The organism is Celeribacter sp. (genome assembly GCF_048266405.1).
Lineage (GTDB): Bacteria > Pseudomonadota > Alphaproteobacteria > Rhodobacterales > Rhodobacteraceae > Celeribacter.
In genome coordinates this window covers 1-24,153 of record NZ_JBLWZO010000021.1, presented here as the reverse complement: position 1 = coordinate 24,153, position 24,153 = coordinate 1, and the positions used below count along the sequence as shown (strand labels likewise).

At 55.7% G+C, this 24,153-nt stretch carries 22 protein-coding genes; 8 read left to right on the top strand and 14 right to left on the bottom strand.

Going from position 1 to position 24,153, the window contains the following annotated elements:
* Positions 1-487: 487 nt before the first annotated feature.
* The 4 genes from ACN0TS_RS18055 to ACN0TS_RS18040 all read right to left on the bottom strand — a co-directional run bounded on the left by ACN0TS_RS18055 (position 488) and on the right by ACN0TS_RS18040 (position 4,518).
* Positions 488-1,774, bottom strand: coding sequence for a TRAP transporter large permease (locus ACN0TS_RS18055; protein ID WP_417260722.1), 1,287 nt, complete (start codon positions 1,772-1,774; stop codon positions 488-490).
* Positions 1,774-2,283: a TRAP transporter small permease gene (locus ACN0TS_RS18050; protein ID WP_417260721.1), complete on the bottom strand. Its 510-nt coding sequence runs from the start codon at positions 2,281-2,283 to the stop codon at positions 1,774-1,776. The genes ACN0TS_RS18055 and ACN0TS_RS18050 overlap by 1 nt, the downstream gene beginning before the upstream one ends.
* Complete coding sequence (locus tag ACN0TS_RS18045) at positions 2,283-3,257, bottom strand: TRAP transporter substrate-binding protein (RefSeq protein ID WP_417260720.1); 975 nt, start codon at positions 3,255-3,257, stop codon at positions 2,283-2,285. The genes ACN0TS_RS18050 and ACN0TS_RS18045 overlap by 1 nt, the downstream gene beginning before the upstream one ends.
* A 91-nt stretch (positions 3,258-3,348) precedes the next feature.
* A complete protein-coding gene (locus ACN0TS_RS18040; RefSeq protein ID WP_417260719.1) occupies positions 3,349-4,518 on the bottom strand; it encodes a pyridoxal phosphate-dependent aminotransferase in 1,170 nt (389 codons plus the stop codon).
* Positions 4,519-4,611: 93 nt separating this feature from the next.
* On the opposite strand from ACN0TS_RS18040, the gene ACN0TS_RS18035 reads away from it, so the two are divergent.
* Entirely contained in the window at positions 4,612-5,007 is a 396-nt protein-coding gene (locus ACN0TS_RS18035; RefSeq protein ID WP_417260718.1) for a RidA family protein, read from the top strand.
* On the opposite strand, the gene ACN0TS_RS18030 is transcribed toward ACN0TS_RS18035, so the two are convergent.
* Positions 5,004-5,717: a GntR family transcriptional regulator gene (locus ACN0TS_RS18030; RefSeq protein WP_417260717.1), complete on the bottom strand. Its 714-nt coding sequence runs from the start codon at positions 5,715-5,717 to the stop codon at positions 5,004-5,006. The two genes, ACN0TS_RS18035 and ACN0TS_RS18030, sit on opposite strands and share 4 nt — an antisense overlap.
* A gap of 334 nt (positions 5,718-6,051) precedes the next feature.
* Complete coding sequence (locus ACN0TS_RS18025) at positions 6,052-6,654, bottom strand: site-specific integrase (RefSeq protein WP_417260716.1); 603 nt, start codon at positions 6,652-6,654, stop codon at positions 6,052-6,054.
* Between the two features lie 940 nt (positions 6,655-7,594).
* On the opposite strand from ACN0TS_RS18025, the gene ACN0TS_RS18020 reads away from it, so the two are divergent.
* From ACN0TS_RS18020 to ACN0TS_RS17995, 6 genes are all read left to right on the top strand, one after another.
* Positions 7,595-7,912: a hypothetical protein gene (locus ACN0TS_RS18020; RefSeq protein WP_417260715.1), complete on the top strand. Its 318-nt coding sequence runs from the start codon at positions 7,595-7,597 to the stop codon at positions 7,910-7,912.
* 40 nt (positions 7,913-7,952) lie between these two features.
* A complete protein-coding gene (locus tag ACN0TS_RS18015) occupies positions 7,953-8,945 on the top strand; it encodes a TRAP transporter substrate-binding protein (protein ID WP_417260714.1) in 993 nt (330 codons plus the stop codon).
* 70 nt (positions 8,946-9,015) lie between these two features.
* A complete protein-coding gene (locus ACN0TS_RS18010) occupies positions 9,016-9,546 on the top strand; it encodes a TRAP transporter small permease (RefSeq protein WP_417260713.1) in 531 nt (176 codons plus the stop codon).
* Positions 9,543-10,856 (top strand): TRAP transporter large permease, encoded by a 1,314-nt coding sequence (locus ACN0TS_RS18005; protein ID WP_417260712.1) that lies wholly within the window; start codon positions 9,543-9,545, stop codon positions 10,854-10,856. The genes ACN0TS_RS18010 and ACN0TS_RS18005 overlap by 4 nt, the downstream gene beginning before the upstream one ends.
* A gap of 3 nt (positions 10,857-10,859) precedes the next feature.
* Positions 10,860-11,777, top strand: coding sequence for a 2-dehydro-3-deoxygalactonokinase (locus ACN0TS_RS18000; protein ID WP_417260711.1), 918 nt, complete (start codon positions 10,860-10,862; stop codon positions 11,775-11,777).
* A complete protein-coding gene (locus ACN0TS_RS17995) occupies positions 11,762-12,367 on the top strand; it encodes a 2-dehydro-3-deoxy-6-phosphogalactonate aldolase (RefSeq protein ID WP_417260710.1) in 606 nt (201 codons plus the stop codon). Before ACN0TS_RS18000 ends, ACN0TS_RS17995 begins: the two co-directional genes overlap by 16 nt.
* Before the next feature lie 134 nt (positions 12,368-12,501).
* On the opposite strand, the gene ACN0TS_RS17990 is transcribed toward ACN0TS_RS17995, so the two are convergent.
* The 8 genes from ACN0TS_RS17990 to ACN0TS_RS17955 all read right to left on the bottom strand — a co-directional run bounded on the left by ACN0TS_RS17990 (position 12,502) and on the right by ACN0TS_RS17955 (position 22,348).
* Entirely contained in the window at positions 12,502-13,986 is a 1,485-nt protein-coding gene (locus ACN0TS_RS17990) for an NAD-dependent succinate-semialdehyde dehydrogenase (RefSeq protein WP_417260709.1), read from the bottom strand.
* Between the two features lie 2 nt (positions 13,987-13,988).
* The gene (locus ACN0TS_RS17985) at positions 13,989-14,957 is read right to left on the bottom strand and encodes an ABC transporter ATP-binding protein (RefSeq protein WP_417260708.1); all 969 of its coding nucleotides are present in this window, start codon (positions 14,955-14,957) and stop codon (positions 13,989-13,991) included.
* Positions 14,950-15,975, bottom strand: a complete 1,026-nt coding sequence (locus ACN0TS_RS17980; protein ID WP_417260707.1) for an ABC transporter ATP-binding protein — start codon at positions 15,973-15,975, stop codon at positions 14,950-14,952. Before ACN0TS_RS17980 ends, ACN0TS_RS17985 begins: the two co-directional genes overlap by 8 nt.
* Complete coding sequence (locus ACN0TS_RS17975) at positions 15,950-17,104, bottom strand: ABC transporter permease (RefSeq protein ID WP_417260706.1); 1,155 nt, start codon at positions 17,102-17,104, stop codon at positions 15,950-15,952. Before ACN0TS_RS17975 ends, ACN0TS_RS17980 begins: the two co-directional genes overlap by 26 nt.
* Entirely contained in the window at positions 17,101-18,084 is a 984-nt protein-coding gene (locus ACN0TS_RS17970; RefSeq protein ID WP_417260705.1) for an ABC transporter permease, read from the bottom strand. The genes ACN0TS_RS17975 and ACN0TS_RS17970 overlap by 4 nt, the downstream gene beginning before the upstream one ends.
* A gap of 131 nt (positions 18,085-18,215) precedes the next feature.
* Positions 18,216-20,150: an ABC transporter substrate-binding protein gene (locus ACN0TS_RS17965; RefSeq protein WP_417260704.1), complete on the bottom strand. Its 1,935-nt coding sequence runs from the start codon at positions 20,148-20,150 to the stop codon at positions 18,216-18,218.
* Positions 20,151-20,174: 24 nt separating this feature from the next.
* Positions 20,175-21,398 (bottom strand): mandelate racemase/muconate lactonizing enzyme family protein, encoded by a 1,224-nt coding sequence (locus tag ACN0TS_RS17960; protein ID WP_417260703.1) that lies wholly within the window; start codon positions 21,396-21,398, stop codon positions 20,175-20,177.
* A gap of 197 nt (positions 21,399-21,595) precedes the next feature.
* Positions 21,596-22,348, bottom strand: coding sequence for a GntR family transcriptional regulator (locus ACN0TS_RS17955; RefSeq protein ID WP_417260702.1), 753 nt, complete (start codon positions 22,346-22,348; stop codon positions 21,596-21,598).
* Positions 22,349-22,617: 269 nt separating this feature from the next.
* Between ACN0TS_RS17955 and ACN0TS_RS17950 the strand changes: the two genes are divergently transcribed.
* The gene (locus ACN0TS_RS17950) at positions 22,618-24,045 is read left to right on the top strand and encodes a sulfatase (protein WP_417260701.1); all 1,428 of its coding nucleotides are present in this window, start codon (positions 22,618-22,620) and stop codon (positions 24,043-24,045) included.
* Positions 24,046-24,153: the final 108 nt, after the last annotated feature.

Genomic DNA, 24,153 nt, shown 5'->3' with positions numbered 1-24,153 from the left:
CGCTCGACACCGACAATCACTTTATGACGCATATCTTGCTCCGCATCAAACGACGTCCATAACGACGACAATAACGACAGAGCTTAAGATCTTATCTGATCACCAAGAAGGCGGTGCCAATGAGGTGGTTACAATTGACCTCAAGAGGGCCCCGTTTTGCATGCTCTTTATAGGCAAAATCCAACAAGACTATATTTTTGCCAATGAACTGCCCCTCCCCCGCCCATTTGGGGAACAGGGCCTGGCGCGCTTAAGCTACTCTTTGCACCTGCTGATCCGTTGGGCGGAAGTGCTTGCAAAGCAAGTCCCGAGAGCTGGAGTTGGGTGTCGCAGTTCTCTGCCAATAGGCCGCAGCGGGTGGTTTGCCGCTAACATCGCGAGAACCGCTTTGGGGTCTGATTTTCCCGGTCGTGGGACGTGCCTCCTAAAGCCCTTTCTACTCACCTTGGTGAGCCGAAGTCGCTCGACAAGGAGGCGCGCCGTCTTCTTAGAGTTTACTCGGCAGCCATAGAACAATATCCGGCACTGCAATCAACAATGCCATCAGGACAAGTAAAACCCCAAAATATGGCACGACGGATTTCGCAATCCGCATCATGGGTTCTTTTGTTATGCCTTGAATAACGAAAAGGTTGAACCCAACTGGCGGCGTCAGCTGTGCCATTTCAATGGTAACGACCAGAAAAATACCGAACCAAAGCGGATCCCATCCAGCAATGAGAATGGCCGGCAATGTGATCGGAAGGGTGACAACAATCATCGACATGCCATCGAGAATGCAACCAAGGAAAAGGTACAAAACCAGCAGGACCAAAACAATACCCACCGGCGACAGGTTTGCATCGGTAACAAACCCAACAACAAAAGTTGGAATACCTAGATAGTTGAATGCCACAGATAGGAAAGCGCCTCCGCTCGTAATGAGGGCCAGCATGCTTGAGGTATATACAGTCGACACAGCCGCAGCGCGAAGTGTTGCAAACGACAAATCCCCAGAGAATGCCGCAAGCGCCATTGCCCCCGCTACACCCAGAGCTGCCGCTTCTGTTGGGCTGGCAAATCCACTATAGAGGCCGATAATCAACAACATAATCAGCGCCGTTATTGGCCCCAAGTCGCGGATACTTTGGATTCGATCTTGACGTGTATAAGTCTCTCCGCCGGCCTTGGACGTCCCGCGATAAATGCTGAGCGCCATCGTCATAAGACTAAATCCAAAGGCGAGGAGTAATCCGGGAATGATCCCCGCAATAAACAGCTGCAAGATAGAAACCTCTGCCAGAACCCCATAGATAATCATGGGCAGACTAGGTGGGATCAAGAACCCAATTGTACTTGCCCCAGCAAGGGATCCAATCGCAATGTCGCGGTCATACCCGCGCTTATCAAGCTCACTCAGCGTAATGCGTCCGACAGTTGCTGTTGTCGCCGCTGAAGATCCGGAGACGGCCGCAAACAGCGTAGACGCGACGATGTTGATATGCAGCAGGCGGCCAGGAAGACGTGTCGTCCAAGGGGCCAAACCTGAAAACATATTCTCAGACAAGCGCGTACGAAACAGCATTTCTGCCATCAAAATAAAGAGCGGCAAAGCCAATAGCTCGGTCGAACTGACGGTGTTGAATAAACTTTGCCCAAGGATTTTATCAACAGGAAGGTCTCGGAAAACACCCAGCCCGACGATGCCCGTGGCTATCATTGACAGGCCAATCCACACACCACTTGCCAACAAGACAAGGAAGACACCAACAAGCGTTGAGATAAGAATAGTCATCACAGTTCTTCCTCTCTCAACTCATCACTACTAAATAAGAGTAAGATTAATCTGGCTGCGAACGTGAAGGCGAACAACGTCATGCCGAGAGCTACAAAGGCTTGCGGCAATGCCAGAGGGATCGATAATTCCCATGATCGCGATCCTCTTTGAAGCGACGTAAGGGCGAGATTTATAAGCGCAATTGCGCCGTAACTGCTGACGACAAAGGCGACGGTCAAAACCACCGCCTCTACAAGCCAAGCCAATCGCCCCTTAAGACGACCTGAAAGCATGGTGACACGCACATGGCTCTCTGTGATAAGCGCTGGTGCAAGTCCCAGAAAAAACATCGCAGCCATCATAAACGCCGCCAGCTCCCAACTTCCCGCCAAAGAGCGGGAAAGAAGGTTGCGTGACAACAGTTCCCCCAACAGCACGAGAAAAATCAGCCAAAGGAATACCGCTGCTGTTGATTCAGCGATTTTTGAACAGACGTTAACCACGCGATTGAGGGAACGGAGCGGCATCAGTTGCGCTCAAGCAAATATGCATCAAGGACGGGGCGAGCATCTGGCCCAGAAGTTTCTGCAAAGTGATCCCATTGTTTTTCGGCGGCCCCTTCAAGCGCTGCTGAAAGTGCTTCACTTGGCTCCGAGACTTTCATACCCGCATCCGCAAGCTCCTGCAGGCGAACACTGTCTTCTTGCTCGGCAACGCTTCGAAATTCGGGCTGCATACGCTCCGCAATGTCCGCAATGATCTGCTGATTTTCTGCAGACAACTTGTTAAAGCTATCAAGATTGACACTCACAACCGCGGTCGGGTTCACATAGCTGGTGGTTGTAACCGCATCCATGAACTCCCAGAATTTTCCGTCCACCCCCGAAGTGGCTGACGTTGCGATACCATCAAGGCCGCCCGAGGCAAGCGCGACAAGTGCATCGGCCCAAGGCATCAACGCAGGAGCGGCACCGACGTCAGACAAAAATTCTGTGCTCGACTTGTTTGCTGTACGGATTTTCAGCGATTCAAGGTCCGCAACTTCCGCGACAGGGGCTTTGGTATAAAGGTGCGCACCAGGCCAGAAGACGGAGTACAGGATTTTTTGATTGTTGCGTTCGGCAATCTGCTCATAAACAGGCTTTGCTAGCGCATCCAGCTTTGCCGCCTCGTCAAAATTTCGTGTCAGGTAAGGTTGCCCCTGAATGCCGAAGAACGGCTCGTCACCAACCGCGGTATCAAGATGGAAATGTGCGATCGGAACGATGCCGTCACGAACCGCCCCGAGTACTTCCGGCCCTTTTAGCCCAAGTGAGCCGCCAGCCATAACGTTGATCACAACGTCACCATTTGTTTCCGCCTTAACGGCATCTGCAAACTTTATGGCGTTTTGCGTATCAAAATTTCCGGTAGGGAAGTTGATGTGCATATCCCAAACTGTTTCAGCGTGGGCACTTGTTGCGAAAAGCAAAGCAACGGCGGTTATCGCGCGAATTGACATTTTTAAGTTCTCTCTCTGTTGGTTCTTTTTTAGTTTTGATTTTTTGTTCCACGGTTTTTCCGTAGTATTTTTATTTCAATGACTTACAGCGTCACAGTTTATTGAAGAATGTTTGCATCCGATCCATTGCGGTTTCGATGCGCTCATAGCTTGCGGACCCAAAGCACACGCGCAGAAAACCCTCACCGGCCAGCCCATAAAACGCGCCAGATTCCACCACCACATCCGCCTCCTGAAGCAAAAGGTCAGCAGCTTGTTGGCTTTTCAGTCCCGTAGCCGAAATATTGGGGAAGGCATAAATGGTGCCTTCTGGGCGCGCGCAAACAACCCCTGGCATTTGGTTGAGACGCGAAACAACCAAGTCGCGCTTGCGCTTGTCGTCCGCCACCATCTCGGCCAGAATTTCACTCGCGCCCGTCAATGCTGCGATCCCGCCATATTGAATGAACGTATTTACGTGAGTAACTTCGCTTGCAACAACCTTAGCGATCGCGCCCAGAACCTCTTTTCCTGCTGTGAGGTAACCGAGCCGCCAGCCATCCATGGCAAAGGATTTCGTGAAAGCGTACATCGACACAGTGCGTTCTTGCATGCCGGGAAGCGACGCGATGCTTACATGCTCCGCATCGTCAAATACGATTTGATCGTAGACCTCATCGGCAATGACATACAGATCATGGCGCAGAGCAAGATCAGCGACACCCATCAGCTCTTCGCGAGAATACACACGCCCTGTCGGATTACACGGATTGACCAACACAATAGCTTTGGTGCGTGGCGTTACAGCCTTTTCGATCAGTTCGGCATCAAGCCTATAGTTATCATTGGGATCAAGGGCGACGATAACAGGCTTCCCTCCAGCCATTTCAATCTTTCCCAAATGCTGGGGGTAGTATGGCTCAACCAGAATAACCTCATCCCCATCATCAACGAGAGCCATAAAGGCCGCATAGGATGCTTGGGTTAATCCATTGGTCACAATGACATCATCTGATGTGACTTGAATGCCGTTGTAAGCGATGAGCTTATCACGAATGGCCTCCCTAAACTGCGGCAATCCGGGCAAATCACTGTAGTGTACCTCGCCGCTGCGCAAGGCATTCACAGTAGCATCGACGATGTGCTTAGGCGTGGTGTGATACGGGCAGCCAAGCTCCAAATGGATAATGTCACGATTCGTGTGATCAACGCCCGCAGCCTTAGCAAACATACCGTAGCTTTTAGGGGAGGTGTCAGTAATACGTCTTGAAAGTTTCCGCATGGCGCTCTGCTTTATCCAGTATGAATCGTTGTCGTGTTGATTTTCTTAGCCTATTCTGGGTTTGATCAAATGCGCAAGTAGAAAGAAATCAAAATGACAAACCCCACGAGACAAGCCATTTTGTCCGGTTCAAAGTTCGAAACACTAGCGGGCTACAGCCGCGCCATCGTTGATGGAGAATTTATTTTTGTTTCTGGAACCGTAGGTTATAATTTCAAAACCGGCGAGGTTCCTGAAAGTGTGGAAGATCAAACCCACCAAGCCTTAGCAAACATCTCCGAAGCCTTGGCGCAGGCAAACGCAACCTTGCAGGACATTGTGCGCGTACGCGTGTTTCTAACGACGCGTGACGATATCATGCCCGTCTCTACAATTTTGGGTGGCACGTTTAGTGAACCTCGCCCCACCAACACAACTGTCATCGTGCAATTGGCCGAAGAGCAAATGAAGATAGAACTAGAGGTTACCGCGCTAAAACGCGCTGATTAACTGCCGGCCAATTGACCCTGCAGCGCAGCTTGCAGTTGGGTCTGGGTGCGGCGAATATCGGCCTCTACCTCATCAGCTGCGCGGTCGGCATCATGGCTGCGCAGCGCTTCAACAATCTCCATATGCCCAAGGGCGTAAGGCTTATGATCCCCATCGCGCCAGGTACTATTGAGCTGGTCGGAAAGCATCCGCATATAAGGCCCATATTGAAGCCAAAGAGTTTCAATTAATGATGGCAGCACGACAGAACCGGATGCTCGGTAGATTGCGAAGTGGAAATCTCTATTCTTCAATAGCATATCATGTACGTCGCGATGATTTGCGACCTCAGAATGGATGCGGGCCAACCGCGCCAATTCATCTACAGCGTCTTCCGTTACCCAAGTCGCAGCAAGCATCGTAGCCTTGCGCTCCAAAAGCACGCGGGCCTCGATGATGTCATCCAAACGCTTGCGATCCACTGCAGGCACACGTGCAGAGCCACTGGACCCAACCTCCAACGCACCCTCAGCAGTCAATCGCCGCAAAGCTTCGCGGACTGGCATATGACTAGTTTGAAACGCTTGTGACATCGCAGAAATCGTCAAAACCTGGCTGGGATCAAATCGCCCAACAGTCAACGCATCGCGCAACGCACGATATACAGTGTCGCCAACGGTGGAACGAGACGCAACTGGATCTAAATGACTGAGGCTGGATTTGAATCTCATGTAATCCCCTAAAACGACACGCTCGGCAGTTCTTCAATATTGCGCTCACATGACGAATGAGCAACCTCATAATATCTGTCCGCGTCAGCTGTGGAAAGCACTACTACATGTCTACTTAGCACGCGCGGAATCTCGAAATTCATGCCATTTAGATCCATATATGCTGAACCTGAGGGACACAAATTGGCCGGGATGAGGCAACGACCATTGCCCGAGAACTAAAGATAGGCCGCGCAACCTTCTACAGCGCCCATTTTTTGAGGCAAGGTCGTTTGTCCTGCCGAGGGCGCTCTCTTCTACGCAAACAATGACATCGGATAGCATTCTGGCCCCCTCACACCTTACCGCCGGCGACGTCCAAAAAGACGGCAAACATCTTGGCTTTTTCAGCATCCGACAAAGCTCGAGGATCAATGGTCATCTTGGAGCCAATGTTTTCCAAAACCTCAAACCGCCGATCGTCTGACATCGTCCCGTAATGGCGTTCTGTCGTGACCTCGCTATCGTGCCCCATATTGAGGGACCATGCCTTGCGCTCCTCATGCGTAAGCGAGCGGACATCACGTTCGGCCCCGATGGTGTGTTTCGCTGCATGTGACGTATATTTGATCTCGCTATGTCGACACGCAACAGCGAATGCTTCGGTCACGGCATGAGTCGAAGACATAACAGGGACAACGGTTTGCGCGGCTGGACCAACGCGATGAGTCAAGTATTTACTGTCGGGGAAAAGCGCATCCTCCCCTGTGAAGCCCAACAACTTGAGGCGATCAATCCACTCTAAAACTGTGGTAGAAAACACCGGCGGGATCTGGAACCAGAAGATTGTGATACTCTTGCCTGCTTTTGCACGAACAACACTTCCATCTTGCAAAATCAGCTTCCTCTTTGGATCAATATGCTTGATCCGCAGCGAAGCTAAAGTATCAGCCCGCAATGCCCCCAAAAAGGCCAAAGCAAATATGGCGCGCGCATATCAGTCAAAGTGCTGGTTGGCATGGCCTTCCAACATACCACCCAAGGAAAACAAACGAGGCAATTCGAAATAAATCCAACAAAAAGAAAAAACCCGCGCAAACGCTTGTTAAACAAAGAAAAAGGCCGCCCAAGGCGACCCATTACAAAGTGTACAAAAATGTATGGTGGCGGAGGCTCAGTCTGCCACTCGAACAAGCACTCTAACACAATACCAAACAAAAACAAATATTTATAAAATTTCAGAACCGAAATTGTGTAGCAGAATGTATAGCAATATGAGCGCTCAAGGTGGTTTCAAAGTACTGCCCTTAAAGTTGTATTCTCGCTCCCATTACGGCAAATTTTTAGAAAATCCACCGGCTCTCCCAAAAGAAAAAACTAATGACCTGCCCCCGCTGCCCCCTCATTCCTTAAGAGAGTCTGCAGCAGGGCATACACACGCCAAGCTCCCTCACGAAGTCCTCAGAGCCAAGCTACAATAGCAATGCAAGTGTCCCACGGGTCTGCCTAGGTTACATCTGCGAATGTCCTTGTCATTGAACGATCCGTTGACTGTTTCGGCCAGCACCTTGTCATAGCAATCACTGACGCCGACAACCGCTGGCGCGATCCGACCAACGCGAAGCATCAGCCAACTCCGGCCGTCAAACTTTCGCCTGTCTATGTTGAAGGCAACGTTGACTACGTTTGTTTTATTTTATAAACAACGCTATCAAACATAATATGAATGAACAAACTGTGTGTGTGTCCCACCCACAGACGCTGAGGAAGGTTCGGTAGTTTCGCGCCCCAGAGCTTAAAGGCCAGCCACAAAAAACTATCGCGGCTTCATCGGTGGTCCCAGAAGTTTTCGATGCGCTCCGGCCCGCAAGTCGGAATAGCGCGCGAGGAATAATGAAATGAAGACTATTAAAATTAAAAGCCATGTACTGAGCTACGATCTTCCCGAACCCCTCGGCTATTCGCAGCAGTATTACCATAAGAGCACCGCCCATCTGGTCGAGGTCGAAACCGATGAGGGCATCACCGGCTGCGGCGCGCTGCTTGAGTTCGACACAACAGACAACAAGTTCCGCGACGACCTGCTGACCGAGCCGTTGAATATTCAAAGGCAAGTCGCGGGCAATGATGGCTATTGGGCCATCTCTGGCGGCCCAGGTCTAGGCATTGCACCTGACCGCGATTTCATCCGCCATTTCGATATCGGCAACACCTGAACGTCGATTGCTACCAATCTACTTTAATGGGAGGAAAACCATGAAACTGATGTCTTTCACAAAAACAGCCCTCGTTACCGCGAGCCTTGTTGCACTCTCAAGTGCAGCCTTCGCCCAAGATGTCACACTCAAGCTGGGTGTCGTCACACCGACCGATCACCCGCATTCGATTTCCGCGCGTGAGTTCGCGCGTTTGGTCGAAGAGAAGACCAACGGCGACGTTGTTGTAACCGTTTCCGACAATGGCGCTTTGGGATCCAATCCCGAACTTCTGGATGCGGTTCAAACCGGTATCATCGACTTTACGGTGTCGACGCCTGGCGTTCTGGCAGAATACTCACCCCAAATGGGTCTTCTGGAATTGCCCTACGTCTTTACAAGCATCGATCATATGATGACTGTCACGCGCGGCGAAATCGGCCAGCAGATGGCTGCAGATTATGAAGAGGCGACAGGCGTGGCCGTCTTGGGCTACTTCGGTGGCGCGCAACGCAACATGATCACGACAAATGCGACCATTAACGGCATTGAGGACCTCAAGGGTCTCAAAATGCGCACATGGGAATGGTCCGTCATGCTCGATTGGTGGTCCAGCCTCGGTGCCTTGGGGTCGGTCGTCGCATTCCCCGAAACCTACACAGCGTTGCAGACGGGCGTTGTTGACGGTGCCGAGAACGAGTTCTCGACCTTTACTACCGCACGCTGGGCAGAAGTCGCAAAGAACGTATCTTTGACGCAGCACTCGATCACCGTGCGTCCGTTCATCGCGAACTCCGCAGCTCTCGCCGATCTGACGGAAGAGCAACAAGCTGCTGTGCGTGAAGCAGCCATCGAAGCGGCTGACTTCGACGTTGCACTAGAGGGCGAGCTGGACATCAAAAACATGGAAGCCTTGAAATCCGACTTTGGTGTGGTGTTCACCGAGCCTGACAAGGGCCCGCTGATCGAGGCCTCCGCGGCCATCATCGAGAGCTTTGCTGCGGATGAGGGTATCGAGGATCTCGCCGCCGCAATCTCGGCCGCTGCCAATTAAACTTCCTCCCGTGCGGCCCTCACCTGCCTATCGGTGGGGGCCGTTTTAATAGCGCTTCAAGGAGAATGCGATGCTAAAATCGATTGTCGACAGGTTGGAGTGGGGGCTGGAGAAATCAGCCGCGCTGATGTGCTTGGTGCTGCTCGCCTGCCTCTTCGTCGAAGTGCTAACACGCTATGTGTTCTTCACGTCCATTCCGGAAATCCAGTACATCGTGCCATTCTGTTTCTTGTGGATGGTCATGTTCGGCACGGCCATCGCGGTGCGTAAGGGGACGCACTTTGAAGTCGATTTGATTCAAAAACTGTTGTGGGGGAGAGCGAAAACATTTCACCGCTACGCGATGCTTATGATTGTCGCAATCGGCGGTTTGATCATTGCATGGTCGTCGATCAACTTTGTCGAGCTTGGATTGCTGAAGAAAAACCCGTCCACAGGCATCCGCATGATCTACATCTATGCCTCTTTATTGATAGGCGGATTACTGATCGCGCTCATGGCTCTCGAACAACTGTTTTCCGATCCCGAAGAGACAGCGGCGGGCCTCGAAGACCTCTTGGAAGCCAACAGGGCCGATCTTACCGTGGAGGATTTGAAATGAGTCCGGAACTCGCACTTTCGATCCTCCTCGTCAGCTTCGTTATCCTCTTCACTGTCGGCGTTCCACTCGCGGTGTCACTCCTGTTTGCAAGCGTGATAACCATTGCCGTCGACCCGGGCCTCGATATCGTGGTGCTGCCGCAAAAGCTGTTTACGGGCATCGACAACTTCTTGCTGCTTGCCATTCCGGGTTTCATGTTTGCCGCCCTGATGATGAACAGGATCGGCGTAACGCGCGACATTGTGCGATTGTCCGATCTGTTGGTTGGGCGGATTAAAGGCGGGCTGGCCCATATCAACGTGGTCTCCTCGATGCTCATGGGAGGCGTGTCTGGCTCATCAACAGCAGACGTCGCCGGTATTGGGGCAATTTTGGTCCCCGCCATGAAGGAAAAAGGCTATTCGCCCGGCTTCTCCGCCTCCCTGACAGCCGCATCCTCTGCCATCGGGTCGATTATCCCCCCTTCCATCTTGATGGTGATTTATGGAGCATCGGCAAACGTGTCGATCGGAGCCCTGTTCATCGCGGGTTACATTCCGGGCATTCTCGTCGGTCTGACCCAGTTGGTCGTCGCATGGTATTACGCGCACAAGTATGGCATCGACCTGCCCACCACTGAAAAGAAACCCCGCGCGGAGAAACTCGAAGTACTCGCAAAGGGCTTAATCCCAGTTTCCGTCATCGGCGTCATCATCGGTGGCATCATGACAGGAGTCATGACGGCAACGGAATCTGCAGCAGTGGCGTCCGTCTACGTCGTTCTGGTCGGTATGTTCGTGTACCGCAAAATGTCTTTCAAAATTCTGATGGATGTCGCGGTTGAAACGGTCATGTTGACTGCGGTCGTCATGATCTGCGTCGGGACAGCGACGTTGTTTGGTTGGTTGATGTCCTTCTACGGCATTCTCGACATAGCGGGAGGACTGTTCGAAACCTATGCATCCAACCCGACGATGTTCCTGATCTTTGCATCCGTGCTGTTCTTGTTGCTCGGGACATTTATGGACCCCGCGCCCGCTATGCTGATTTTTGTTCCTGTTCTGGCTTCAGTGGCTACGACAATCGGAGCTGATCCATTGCAGTTGGGCATCTTGGTCATCATGGCGTTAGCAATTGGGAAGATAACGCCACCCTATGGGATCAGCCTCCTGCTTGCCTGCACCATCGCGGAAATTCCGCTCTCCAAGGGCCTTGGCTGGACGCTGGTATTTTTCGGCGCATTTTGTGCCTTGATGCTGGTCATCGTTTTCTTCCCTGCAATTACACTTGGGCTGCCAACGCTTTTGGCCCCTGAACTGATGGGAAGGTAAGACATGAACAACGTGGCTTTCATTGGCGTGGACTGGGGCACAACGAGTTTTCGTTTGTGGGCGTTGGAGGCAGATGGCACCGTGGCTGCCTTCACCAACGGTCCATTTGGAATGGCAAATTTGAAGCGCAGTGACTATGGCAGTGTACTTGACGACAGCATTGCCAAGATCGGCATTGCCCATGATGTGCCTGTTGTCGTTTGCGGCATGGCTGGTGCCGCACAAGGATGGTGCGAAGCACCCTACTTGCCAACCCCTACCCCTCTCTATGCACTCGGAAACGATGCAGTTAAAGTCCTCGGCACAACGCGCGACGTCCGCATCCTACCCGGTGTGAAACAACTCTCACCCGCCAACGTAATGCGAGGTGAAGAAACCCAGATTGCAGGGCTACTTCACCACCATCCCGATTTCTCTGGCACTGTGTGTCTACCAGGAACGCACACGAAATGGGTCCGGGTCAAAAACCAGTCGATCCTCGATTTTGAGACTTGCATGACGGGAGAACAGTTCGGTCTCTTTTCCTCAAAATCCGTATTGTCTCATTCGATGCTCGTCGACGGCTGGAGCGATGCCGCATTCGAAGATGCCGTAAACATAGCGTTAGAAGAGCCAGAGACTGTTCCGCGCCTCTTGTTCGGAATTCGCGCCAATATGCTGGTTTCGGTTCAATCGGCAGCCGAGGCGCGCGCGCGCCTGTCGGGCCTGCTTATCGGTCAGGAACTCAGTGCGACACGTGGCTTTTGGGAAAACCGGAACGTCACTCTTATCGGCGCCCCCGAACTCTCCAAGCTCTATTCGCAAGCCTTCGGTCTGGTCGGAATTGCCGCACGCGCACTGAACACCGATGAGATGACAATTGCAGGACTTGTATCCGCGTACAAAATCCAGAAAGAACGCCAACTATGCCTAGAGAGATAATCGCAATCCTACGAGGCGTGCGACCAGACGAGGTCGTCGCAATTGGACAGGTCTTGATTGATGCGGGGATCACAACGATTGAGGTCCCAATGAACTCGCCAAATCCATTGGATAGTATCGGCCTTTTGGTGGACAATTTTGGCGATCGAGCCGCCATTGGTGCAGGCACTGTTTTAACAGGGCAGACTGTGCGCGATGTTGCATCCGTGGGCGGCAAGCTCATCGTTTCACCGGACACCAATCCCGATGTGATCGAAGAGACCAGAGCTTGTGGAATGGCTTCCTTTCCCGGTGTCTCCACGCCCACCGAGTGTTTCACGGCTCTACGGCATGGGGCAAATGGCCTGAAGTTCTTCCCTGCCTTTTTGGTAGGAACCAAGGGTTTGTCCGCGATTAAAGCGGTCCTCCCAAAGGAAACAAAAACCTATGCCGTTGGCGGCGTCGGGCCGGACAATTTTGCAGATTGGTTTAAGGTGGGCATCACCGGTTTTGGTATCGGATCAGGGATCTATTCAGTTGGACATTCACCTGACGACGTCGCGAAACGAGCAGCTGAAATCGTAAAGGCCTTTGATGCGCAACGCCCATAAGAGTGGTCGTTTGCGCAACTGCACTTGGGCCATTGAGGCTTTGAAGCACGCCATAGCCTCAATGGCCCCTCCACTCGCGGCAAGTCGCCAAGTAACAGCGCATCAAACCAAGGTCAGTTGATTTCTGGTTGTTTCTAAATGCGAACAGTGCTCTGCAAACGCCCGTCATCATTCAAATGTGTGACCCGCTTGACGACCAGATAGTCCTGCAATGCTAGAGGCGAACAATCATGGCCAATGCCCGATTGGCCGATCCCGCCGTGGGGCAGATCGATGTCGTATTTCACGCCGTTGATCTGGACTTCCCCGTAGCGCAGGCGTGCTGTCCAGGCTTCGGCGCGAGCCTTGTCGCGGGTGAAAATATAGGCCACCAGCCCGCCCTCGCCGCAGTCGTTCGCCATGCGCTCCAGATCGCTGTCATCGTCAAAAGGAATGATGCTCACGATGGGACCGAATGTCTCCTCGCGGTAAACCCGCATCGTCTCGGTCACGTCCGCCAGAACCGTAGGTGCGAGGAAATGGCCTTGCGTCTGGCCCGCAGGCCGCGTGCCGCCCGTCAACACCCGTGCGCCATTGAGGTCCGCCTCGTCGATCATGCATTTCAGCCGCGTCCATGCGCGCCCGTCGATCACGGGGCCCATCTCCGCCCCCTCCTCACGCCCCCAGCCAACCTTGACCGATTGCGCGCGCTCCACCGCTTTGCGTGTGAAGTCATCAAGCACGTCGCTATGGACAAAGACACGGTTTGGGGAGACGCAAATCTGGCCCGCGTTGCTGAACTTGACTCCGCACACCACATCCACCGCCGCGTCGATATCTGCGTCAGGGAATACAAGAACAGGCGCGTTGCCACCCAGCTCCATCGAGTAGCGTTTGATCGAGGTCGCTCCCGTGAACATGATGTGGCGCCCCGTCTCGGTCGAGCCGATGAGTGTCACCATCGCGGGAACCGGCGAGGCCGTGAGGTGGTCGGCAACATCGTAGCTGGCGGTTGTCAATATCTGAACCACGCCCTCGGGCAAGCCAATCTGCGCACAAAGCTCGCCCACGGCATAGGCCGACACGGGCGTTTTCTCCGAGGGACGGATGATGATCGGACAGCCCGCCGCCATTGCAGAGGCCAGCTTGTAGGCGAGGTTGAGAAGCGGGAAGTTCCACGCCAGAAAGGCCAGCGCTACGCCCACGGGTTCATAAACGAGACGATGCGTATGGGTGCCTGCGCTGTCGGGAAGCGGAATATCCTCAACCCGTGCAATCTCCTGCGCGTAATAGCCCAGTGCGCGTTCCAATAGGTCGAAATCCTCCTGTGTATCGGCCCAGGACTTCCCCATCTCGTGATGCACACAGGCGCGCAAATGCTCTTCATTGGCAAGTACCGCATCGCGCAGTTTGAGCATCCACGCCTGCCGCTCGCTGACAGGCGTTTTCGACCAGATCGGAAAGGCATCGCGCGCCGCCTCCAGCGCCCGATCCGCATCCCCCATCCCCGCGGCAGGCAGTGTCACCACCTCCCGACAGGTCGCAGGATTGACCACGCGGACACTGTCCTCGCCTTCGACCAAGCGACCCGCGATATACATCTTCTTGGCAAACGGGGCCGCCCCATGCGTTGCGTTCATTCTCAGATTTCCCCCGCAAAGTGGCACGCCACATCCGCCCCGCCGACATGGCGCGTTTCGGGACGTGTGCTGGTGCAAAGGTCGGTGGCATGCGGACAGCGGGGAGCGAACTGGCAGCCTACTCCCTTGACCGCGACCTCCACGGGCTTGATCCGCGCCCGCGGCTTTCGTGCCTTGGGGTCCGGGATCGGAACCGAGGCCAGAAGCGCACGCGTATAGGGATGACGGGGGCTGTCAAACAGGGTCTGTGTGTCGGCCAACTCCACGATCCGCCCACGATACATCACGGCCACACGATCGCAGAAATGCTCCACCACCGCGAGGTCATGGGCGATGAAGACATAAGTCAGATCAAAGGCGTCGTGCAGGTCCATCAGCAGGTTCAACGTCTGCGCCTGAATGGACACGTCAAGCGCAGAAACCGCCTCGTCAGCGATGATCAACTCGGGCTTCGTGGCCAGTGCGCGCGCGATCCCGAGGCGCTGCCGCTGCCCGCCGGAAAAGGCATTGGGGTAGCGGTGCAGGAATTCGGGACGCAATCCGACCTGACGCAGAAGCTCCGACACGCGGTCGGCAAGGGCCTGCCCCTTGAGCCCTTCGGCCCGTTCGAGACTTTGCCCGATCAGGTCAATCACCCGAAGACGCGGGTTGAGCGAGGATTGCGGGTCTTGGAACACCATGCGGATGTCACGCCAGATCGCGCGCAGGGTCTGGGCATCGGCTTCGGTTAGCTCGACGCCCGCGTGTGTCTTACCATGAAACCGCACCGACCCCGCCGTGGGCTTCTGTATCTGCATCAGGCAGCGTCCGAGCGTTGTCTTGCCCGATCCGCTTTCCCCCACGATCCCGAAGCTTTCGCCGCGTTTGACATCGAACGAGACCTTATCGACCGCCCGTACACCCTCGGACGAGGCGCGCCCACCAGAGAAATACATATCAAGATCACGCACTTGCAAAAGAGCATCAGCCATGGCGCACCTCATCATCCAGAAGGAAGCAGGCCGCATCGGTTTGGCCTGCAGGTTTCAGTTCGGGTGTGCGCACGTCACACAACCCCTCGATGGCATGGGGGCATCGGGTGCGGAAGGTGCAGCCCGACGGACGCGCCAAGGGGTGCGGCACCATACCTTCAATCGCGGGCAGACGGTCGCGGCGCGGTTGACCGATGCGGGGCACGGATTCCAACAATGCGCGGGTATAGGGATGCTGCGGCGCTTCGAAAATGGCGTTCACATCGCCGCGCTCCACCACCTTGCCCATATACATCACCGCCACATCTTCGGCGACTTCGGCGACCACGCCCAAATCGTGCGTGATCAGCATGACCCCCATTTCCAACTCCTCTTTCAGCTCGGCAATGAGGTCGAGGATTTGCGCCTGCGTGGTCACATCAAGCGCCGTTGTCGGCTCGTCCGCAATCAGAAGGCGCGGACGGCAGGACAGAGCCATAGCGATCATCACGCGCTGGCGCATCCCGCCAGACAGCTCGAACGGATAGGCTTCGAACCGCTCGGCGGGACGGGGAATGCCGACCCGATCCAGCAAGTCGATGGCAATCTCGCGCGCCTCGGCCTTGCTCACCTTGCGGTGCAGCAGGATGGTTTCCGTGATCTGGCGACCGATCTTCTGCACAGGCCCAAGCGAGGACATCGGTTCTTGGAAGATCATGGCGATATCTTGCCCGCGAATGCTCCTCAATGCCCGCGACCCGTGCCGCTCGCGCGCCAGATCGACACTGCGCCCTTCTGCATTGCGATAGGTAATGGAGCCACCGACGATTTTTCCGGGAGCATCAACAATGCGCAGGATAGAGCGCGCCATGATGGATTTGCCGCAACCGGACTCTCCCAAGATGCAAAGCGTGCGGTTTGCAAAGACATCGAGATCAACACCGTCCACCGCTTTGACCACCCCGTCCTCGGTGAAGAAATGGGTTTGCAGGTCGCGGATTTCGACGAGCGGTTCAGTTTGCATGTGGGTCTGCGGCATCGCGTAGTCCGTCCCCTAAAAAGTTGAGTGCAAGCACGGCCATCACGATCACCGAACCTGGTGCGATCAAAAGCCACGGTGCCTGAATGATGGTGCGGATGTTCTGCGCCTCCTTGAGAAGCGTGCCCCATGAGACAATCGGCGGTTGTAGCCCGATTCCAAGGAATGACAGCGAGGTTTCGGCAAGGATCATCAGCGGCACCGCCAAGGTCAGAGAGGCGATGATATGGCTCGAAAATCCGGGAACCATGTGCAGGCGGATCACCTCGGCATCACTTAGCCCGTCGAGACGTGCTGCGGTGATGAAATCCTCGTTACGCATCGACAGGAACTTGCCGCGCACCTCTCGCGCCAGACTGGTCCAGCCGATCATCGACACGATGATGGTCACGATGAAATAGGTTTGAAGTGGCGGCCAGTCGAGCGGGATTGCGGCAGCGAGCCCCATCCACAACGGGATTGTGGGAATCGAGCGCAAGAACTCGATCAGGCGCTGGATGGCATTGTCCACCCAGCCGCCGTAATAGCCCGACAGCCCTCCAAGCGCGACGCCGATCACCAGAGACATTGCCACACCGACAAGGCCGATGGACATGGAGATACGTGTTCCCATAACGATACGGCTGTAGATATCGCGCCCCAGACGATCCGCGCCCCAAAGGTAGACGCGGTCACGCGAATTAACGGGGCCGAAGAAATGCCGATCCGTCGGGATCAGGCCCAGCAGTTTGTAGTCATGCCCTTTGACGAAGAACCCCAAGGGGATGATCTTATCAGGGTCTTCCACGAAGGTTCTGCGCCGCTCGACCTTGTCCAGCGTCAGCTTCAGCCCCTTCGCGTGCAGCAGGAACGACCGTCCGCCGTCTTCGTCTTGCGTGGTGACATGAATACCCATCGGGGGCGCGAAGGGCGCACGACGGTTGGTTTCGTGGATATCGGATGTCGCAAAGAACTCACCGAAAAGCGCCAGCAGGTAGATAAAGCCCACAACCCAAAGGCTCAGGTAGGCAATCTTGTGGCGACGGAACTTGCGCCACATAAGCGTCCACGGGCCGAGAAGATCGGGCATATGCTCGGAGGCCGTCGCGGCTGACGTCAGGTCGGCGGGATTTGTTGTCTGTTCGGTCATTGGTAACGAATCCTCGGATCAATCCATGCCAGAAGCAGATCGGAGATCAGGGTGCCGAGTACCGTCAGCAAGCTCACGATCAAGATGAGTGACCCCGCGAGATACATGTCTTGCACCAGAAGCGCGCGCAGCAGCATCGGACCTGTGGTCGGCAGGTTCATCACAACCGCGACAATGATCTCGCCCGACACGAGCGTCGGCAAAATCCACCCGATTGTGGAGATGAACGGGTTGAGCGCGACGCGCACGGGATAACGCATCAGCAATTGAAATTCCGACATGCCCTTGGCCCGCGCGGTGACAACATAGGGGCGGTAAATCTCGTCGAGCAGGTTAGCGCGCATGATGCGGATCAGCGCTGCGGCCCCCGACGTGCCCACGACAAAGATCGGCATCCATATGTGTTTGAGCAGATCAACGAATTTCTCCGTGGTCCACGGCTCGCCGATAAATTCGGGGCTCACCAGCCCGCCGACCGATTGGCCGAAATACTTGAAGGCCACATACATCATTACCAGCGCCAGCAGGAAATTGGGCACAGCAAGGCCGATGAAACCGAAGAAAGTCGCGGCATAGTCGCCAAAGGAATATTTCTTCACCGCCGAGTAGATCCCGATGGGCAGAGCAACCGCCCAGATGAACAGGAGTGTCAGCAGTGAGATCGCGAAAGTCCACCCTAGCCGGTCCCAGATCAGATCGCCAACAGGCAGGTTTTTTTCAAACGACATTCCGAAATCGCCATGGAAAACGATGCCGCTGATCCATTTCCAATACTGGACAAAGAACGGCTCGCCCAAACCGTAGCGCACACGCAGCGCTTCCTTGGTGCCTTCGTCGAGGCCACCACTGTCGGAAAGCTCGGCGGCCAGCGTGTCAAGATAGTCACCAGGGGGCAGTTGGATGATGAGGAAGGTTACGACAGATACCAACACAACCGTCGGGATCATGTACAACAACCGCCTATATACGAAACCAAGCATGGGTGTTCTTTCATACGTAGAATTCGGGGGGAACGCTTTGGGCAGCACTGGCTCGATGTGAGCCATCGCCGCCCGCTGTCGTTTAATGCGACCCAAGGCGGGAGGAGCCTTGGGTCGACACGGGAGCGGAGTTACGGCAGTTCCTTACCGCCCTCGTAGTACATCTGGCTCACGTAGGGAGATGGATACCAGAGCTGTCCGGAAATCGGCAGCGGATCGGGAACGTTGCGCACATTGTTGCGGGCAACACCGAATGCAGGATCGCTTTGAACCAGACCGATGGTGAGGAAGGCGTCTGCGGACATCTCCAGGAGTTTCTCCATCTCCGCCTTGCGCGTGTCAGCATCGGGAGCGGATTTCACCAAATCATACTGGTCGAACAGCGCCTTGATGTTTTCTGGCGGCTCGATCCCTGTGTTGTGATCCACGCCCCAGCGTGCCCATTCTGGTGCCCAGTAGACCGCCGAACCGAAAGGCAGGTAGCATTCGGGCGAAGTATAGGCGTCCGACTGGCCACCCGCACAGTTCCAGATGTAGGCGTCGTGCTGCGCCGATGAGGCAAGCTCTTGCAAACGGCTGCGATCGCTCATGCGGATCTGAATATCCAAACCGACATCCGCGGCATAGATCGACACCAGCTCCATCACATCAGGGAATTGCGCACCAAAGACATCCGCCACCATAAAGACCAGTGAGAACCGTTCGCCATCAGGACCAAGACGGAAACCCTCGTCATCCTTTTCGGGCAGAACCTTGTCGAGATACTCGTTCGCCTTGTCGGGATCATACTCGGTGAACTGCTTCGCCATTTTCTCGTTATAGAGCGGCGAGACAGGCTGCGGCGCGGTTTGCGCAGGACGACCGGAACCGAGATAGATCAGGTCAATGATCTCTTGGCGGTTGACCGCATAGCTTAGACCTACGCGAAAATCCTTGTTGTTGACGACTTCGTTCTTCACCGGATCGGGGTTGTTGAGGTTCAACATCAGGATCGCGCCATTGGACGGCAGATCGTTGGTGTCGAAGAAATGATACTTCCCGCGCTCGGCATTATCAGTGAGGACCGCGCGATTCGCGGGCCGTCCCAGGTGGCGGTTCATATAGTCGATCTCGCCATTGAACGCCTTGAGCAGGATGGTTTCAGGGTCTTCGACCTGATCCCAAGTGATACGGTCGAAATAGGGAAGTTGCTGCCCTTCTGCATCGACTTTCCAGAAATAGGGATTGCGCTCGGCCACCAGTCGGTCCGACGACCCGTAAGCGTTCTTCAGCTTCCACGGATGGAGCGTCGGGCGGTCGGGGTTCTGCCAGAAGGCAGGCGTATGCATGGCCCCTGCCTTGAGCATGAACAACGACACCCAGTCATCCGCCGCAGGCTCGGCATCGATCAACGCCTGAATGCCGTCGGGATTGTAGTCGGCATGGAACTGGCTGAGGTAGTGCTTGGGATAGTTGACGGGATAGTAGCCGAACCCGTAGGCCAGATTGGGAATGAACAGGCCGTTCGGCTCGTCAAATTTGAACTCGACCGTGTAGTCGTCAATCTTGGAAACTTTCACCGGCCCTTCGGGACCGACATAAATCGCATGTTTGGACGGCGTCAGGCGCTCGTCCATGAACACCTCGTACCAGAACATGATGTCATCGGCGGTAAAGGGTTCGCCGTCCGACCACCGCATCCCTTCGCGCAGATGGAAGGTGAAGGTGGTTGCATCCTCGGACACATCCCAGCTTTCCGCGATGTTGGGTTTGATCTCGGTCCAGTCCACCGACCAGCGCACGAGATTTTCGTGGCCGATCACACGGACGATATTGTGCTGGTCGCCGCCGCCGAGAATGGCACGGCGCAGCGTGCCCCCGTATTCGCCGATGCTTTCGACTGTTTCGAATACAAGCGGATTTTCAGGCAGGCGCTCTTCAACAGGCGGCAATTCACCTGCGGAAACGCGCTCGCCAAGAATTGGCGCTTGCGTAAAATTTGTCGCCCAAGCGGGCAAAGCGAAACTCATAGCCAACGCCGCAATCGACGGCGTGAGCACATTTCGTGTTCTGCTAAAGTAACCCATGTCTCCTCCTTCAGGGTTAGAATGTCACCAGTTGGTGACGGAACCATCGGGCCGAACCAGATGCGGACATTCCACATGTTCAGGCACGCTGGCGCGAATAGCGGCTTCGTTGACTTCCACCCCTAGGCCCGGAGTGTCGGGCACGGGGTAAACGGGGCCGTCCAGCTCGATCTGGACGGGGAAAACCTCCGGATCATGAAAGCCGAGGTTTTCAACGGGGGACTGGCGCGTTTCCAGCCATGAGAAATTCGGAACCGCCGCCGACATATGGACGCTTGCTGCCGTGCAGATCGGGCCCAGAGGATTGTGCGGCATCAGGTCGACATAGTAGCGCTCCGCCATGCCTGCGACTTTCATAGCCTCGGTGAACCCGCCGATGTTGCATATGTCGAGGCGCATGTACTGCGTGAGCCCCTGATCAAGATAAGGCGCAGCCTGCCATTTGGAGGCAAACTCCTCTCCCACAGCAAAGGGAATATCCGTCTGTTGGCGCAGGGCGGCATAAGCCTCGGGGCTTTCGCAGCGGATCGGTTCTTCGAGGAAGTCGAGAACGCCAGCGGGCAGTTTGGCGCAGAGGTTGGCGATTTCCACAGGGGTGTAGCGATGGTGCAAGTCGATGCCGAGGCACAGGTCGGGACCGAAGGCTTCGCGAATGGCAATCAGGGTCTGCGCCGTCTGACCCAGCGAGGCGCGCGGCAGGAAGTGTTCATTGTCAAAGCCAGAAGGATAGATGCGAACACAGTCCCACCCAGCATCAACCAGAGTGCGCGTGGCCTCAATGGCCTGCGTGTCGGAGGTCGCGAGGAAGCTGGCAAAGGTCGGGACCACATCGCGCTGCTTGCCGCCCAGAAGCTGGTGAACGGGAATGCCGAGACGTTTGCCGAGGAGGTCATAGAGCGCGATATCAATGGCCGAGATCGCCGCCGTCAACACACGCCCGCCCTCGAAATACTGGCTGCGGTAGCATTGCTGCCACATCCGTCCGATGCGCCGTGAATCCTGTCCGATGAGAAAACGGGCGTAGTCCTTCACCGTCGCGGCCACCGCCGCCTCGCGCGATGACAGCCCGCTTTCTCCCCACCCTACGAGACCGTCCTCCGTCTCTACGCGCACCAGAAGCTGGTTCCGCCCCCCGACCCGCGCAAGGATCGGTTCGATTTCCGCGATACAGGCGGCAGTTTCGGCGACGGCGGTCGCAGGAGAGGCAAGGGGCAATGTCGTCTCGGGAGCCACGATTGGCACCTCCATTTATATGATCTTTAACAAATCATGACACGATATTTGAAAATTGTACATTATTTTTTAGCTACTGTATTCCATTTGCAAAAATAAGTGTACTTACAAGGAGATAGGTTCACAGACGGCCCGCGCGAGAGGCAGGTGCGGCTCGAATCGAACACGAAACCGTTTCAAGAACGGGTGAGCAGCACGAAGATCAGGGGGCTCTAAAGAGACTGGCCCTGCGTGCGCGTCTCATTGATGCGGAGTTGGTCGACCACATGGCGACCTGCATGTTGAATGTGGCGGTTAAGCACTTCCACTGTGCGCGCAACATCCTGTTCCCTGATCGCAGCAATCAGGTCGCGGTGCTCTTGAACAATCGCTTCCTGCCGCCCGATGGCAATGGGCACCCGCGTGCTGATGGAACCGAGAATTTCGCGGTGCTGCTTCCATACACCAAAGGCCACGCGGTTGTAGTGGCGCTCATACATATATTCGTGGAACTGGTGGTTCAGTTCCGTATGCCGCGCCTTGTCGGCGAAGTTGATCGTCTCGATCTCGGTCTGGATAGCCTCCAAGGCCTCGATATCCTCCTCGCTGGCGGTCTCGACGAAGAAGGTCACCAGATAAGGTTCAAGCTGATAGCCCACCTCCGCGACATCGCGCACGAATTCCATATCGATGGCGCGCACCCGCGCACCACGGTTCGGCGTGAACAGGACCAACCCTTCCCCACGAAGCTGTTGCAGCGCCTCGCGCACAGGGTTGGTGGATGTGTTGTGCCGCTTGGCGAGTTCGGAGATTTTCAGCCGCGCATTCGCCTCCAACGCCCCCGACAAGATATCATGGCGGATCGCATCGTAGATTGCGGTTTGCGAGGTATCTGCACCGTCCGCAGTCAGGGCAATGGGGCTGGATGTGTTCATAGGAGTGTTAACCGAATAGTATTGGGCGTCACGAGGGCCATTTTCACACATGATTTATCTTCTTTGCTACGCCATCCGGCGTGAAACGCCAAGGTGAACTTATCCTTTTCCGCCATTTTCACCTTGTCCATAGGCGGGGCCATGCCCCTTCGCGTCCCGCTTGGGCACGCCCCCTTTCACGCAAGACGCCACGGACGCTCCACCCCGAAGATCACGGTGACGCGGCACAGCCCTGTAGACGCGCAAAGATATGATGATTATATCTACCTCCCGACACAAGGCCCGATCAAGGCCCTCACCCCCTGAAACGGAGAGCCGCCATGACCCGCGCACCCAATATCCTCTTTCTGCTGCCTGACCAGTTGCGCCACGACTTCCTCGGCTGCTACGGGGCGGATTTCCTGCGCACCCCCGCGATTGACGGGCTGGCGGCACAAGGCACCCGCTTCGAGACCGCGATCTCCCCCTCGCCGATCTGCGTCCCCGCCCGCGCCTCGATGCTCACGGGACAACCCGCACACGAGACGGGCATCATGAACAATGCGTCATGGCTGCGTCCCGACCGCTGCGAGATGGGCATTGCCACATGGCCAGAACGGCTGGCCGCCAACGGCTATCACACAGCCGCCATCGGAAAGATGCACTTCTACCCGTGGGATATCAGCGAAGGCTTCCAGCACCGCATCATTGCCGAAGACAAACGTCACATCCATGTGCGCGACGACTACCACCACGCGCTCAAGGCAGAAGGATATGACAAGCTGCACGGGCGCGACATGGAGCTTTATGACGAAACTAAGGGAGCCGCGATCAATCCCCTGCCCGACCACCTGAACGTCGACCGTTGGGTAGCGCATCGCGCCGCCGACCATTTGCGCAGCCTCAAGGGGGATCAACCCTTCGCCATGATGGTCGGCTTTCCCGGTCCGCATTGCCCCTATGACCCACCCGCCGAGGCGCTGGAACGCGTTGACCCTGCCGCCCTTCCGCCTGCCCTGCCGCGCACGGCGGAGAGCGAAAAGGTGCTGCCCGAACTGGTGGCAGGCTACAAGCAGGACTGGGCGGGGCTCGACTATTCGGAACTAACGGAGGCGCAAATCCGCGCCATACGCCATCACTACGCGGTCTCGGTCGAGCGGCTCGACGAAGATATCGCCATGTTGATCGAGACGCTGCGCAAGACGGGGCAACTCGAAAACACCATCATCGTTTTCGCCTCCGATCACGGGGATTACCTCGGAGACTTCGGCCTGATGGGCAAAGGATTTTTTCACGAGCCCTCCATCCGCGTGCCAATGATCGTCACGGACTTCCGCACCCCCGCACCGCGTGTGGAGACCGCCCCTGTCTCGCTGATCGACCTCTTTCCCACCTTCCTGTCGTGGGCGGGATTGCCTCCTGCTGCGCACGCGCGCGGCACCGTGTTGGGCGAAGCGGAGGAGGACCGCGCCATTTTCGGTGTTACCGCACGCGGGATGATGATGCGTCGGGGGCGTTGGAAGCTATCGCGCTATTATGTGGGCAGCGAGGCGCTGTTTGATCTGGAGAGTGATCCGGGTGAGCAGGAGAACCTGATCGACAAACGCCCCGACATTCGCGCCGAACTGGATGCGCTGATGACCACCGCCCTGCTCGAAGGGATGGTGAAGGGGCACGCGGACAAGGTCGTCGCCGCCTCCTCATCTCCGCCCGAAGGGCCGTTCCACGATCCCTACTGGCCGCGCCCCTACCCCGCACCCGTCTCATAGGTCTCCGTATCACAGACAAAAAAAACGGCCCGACCTGGGAAGGTCGGGCCACTTGATTATCTCATCAAAACTTTCTTGCTGCCGCTCAGGCGTCGATCTCATAGGCCT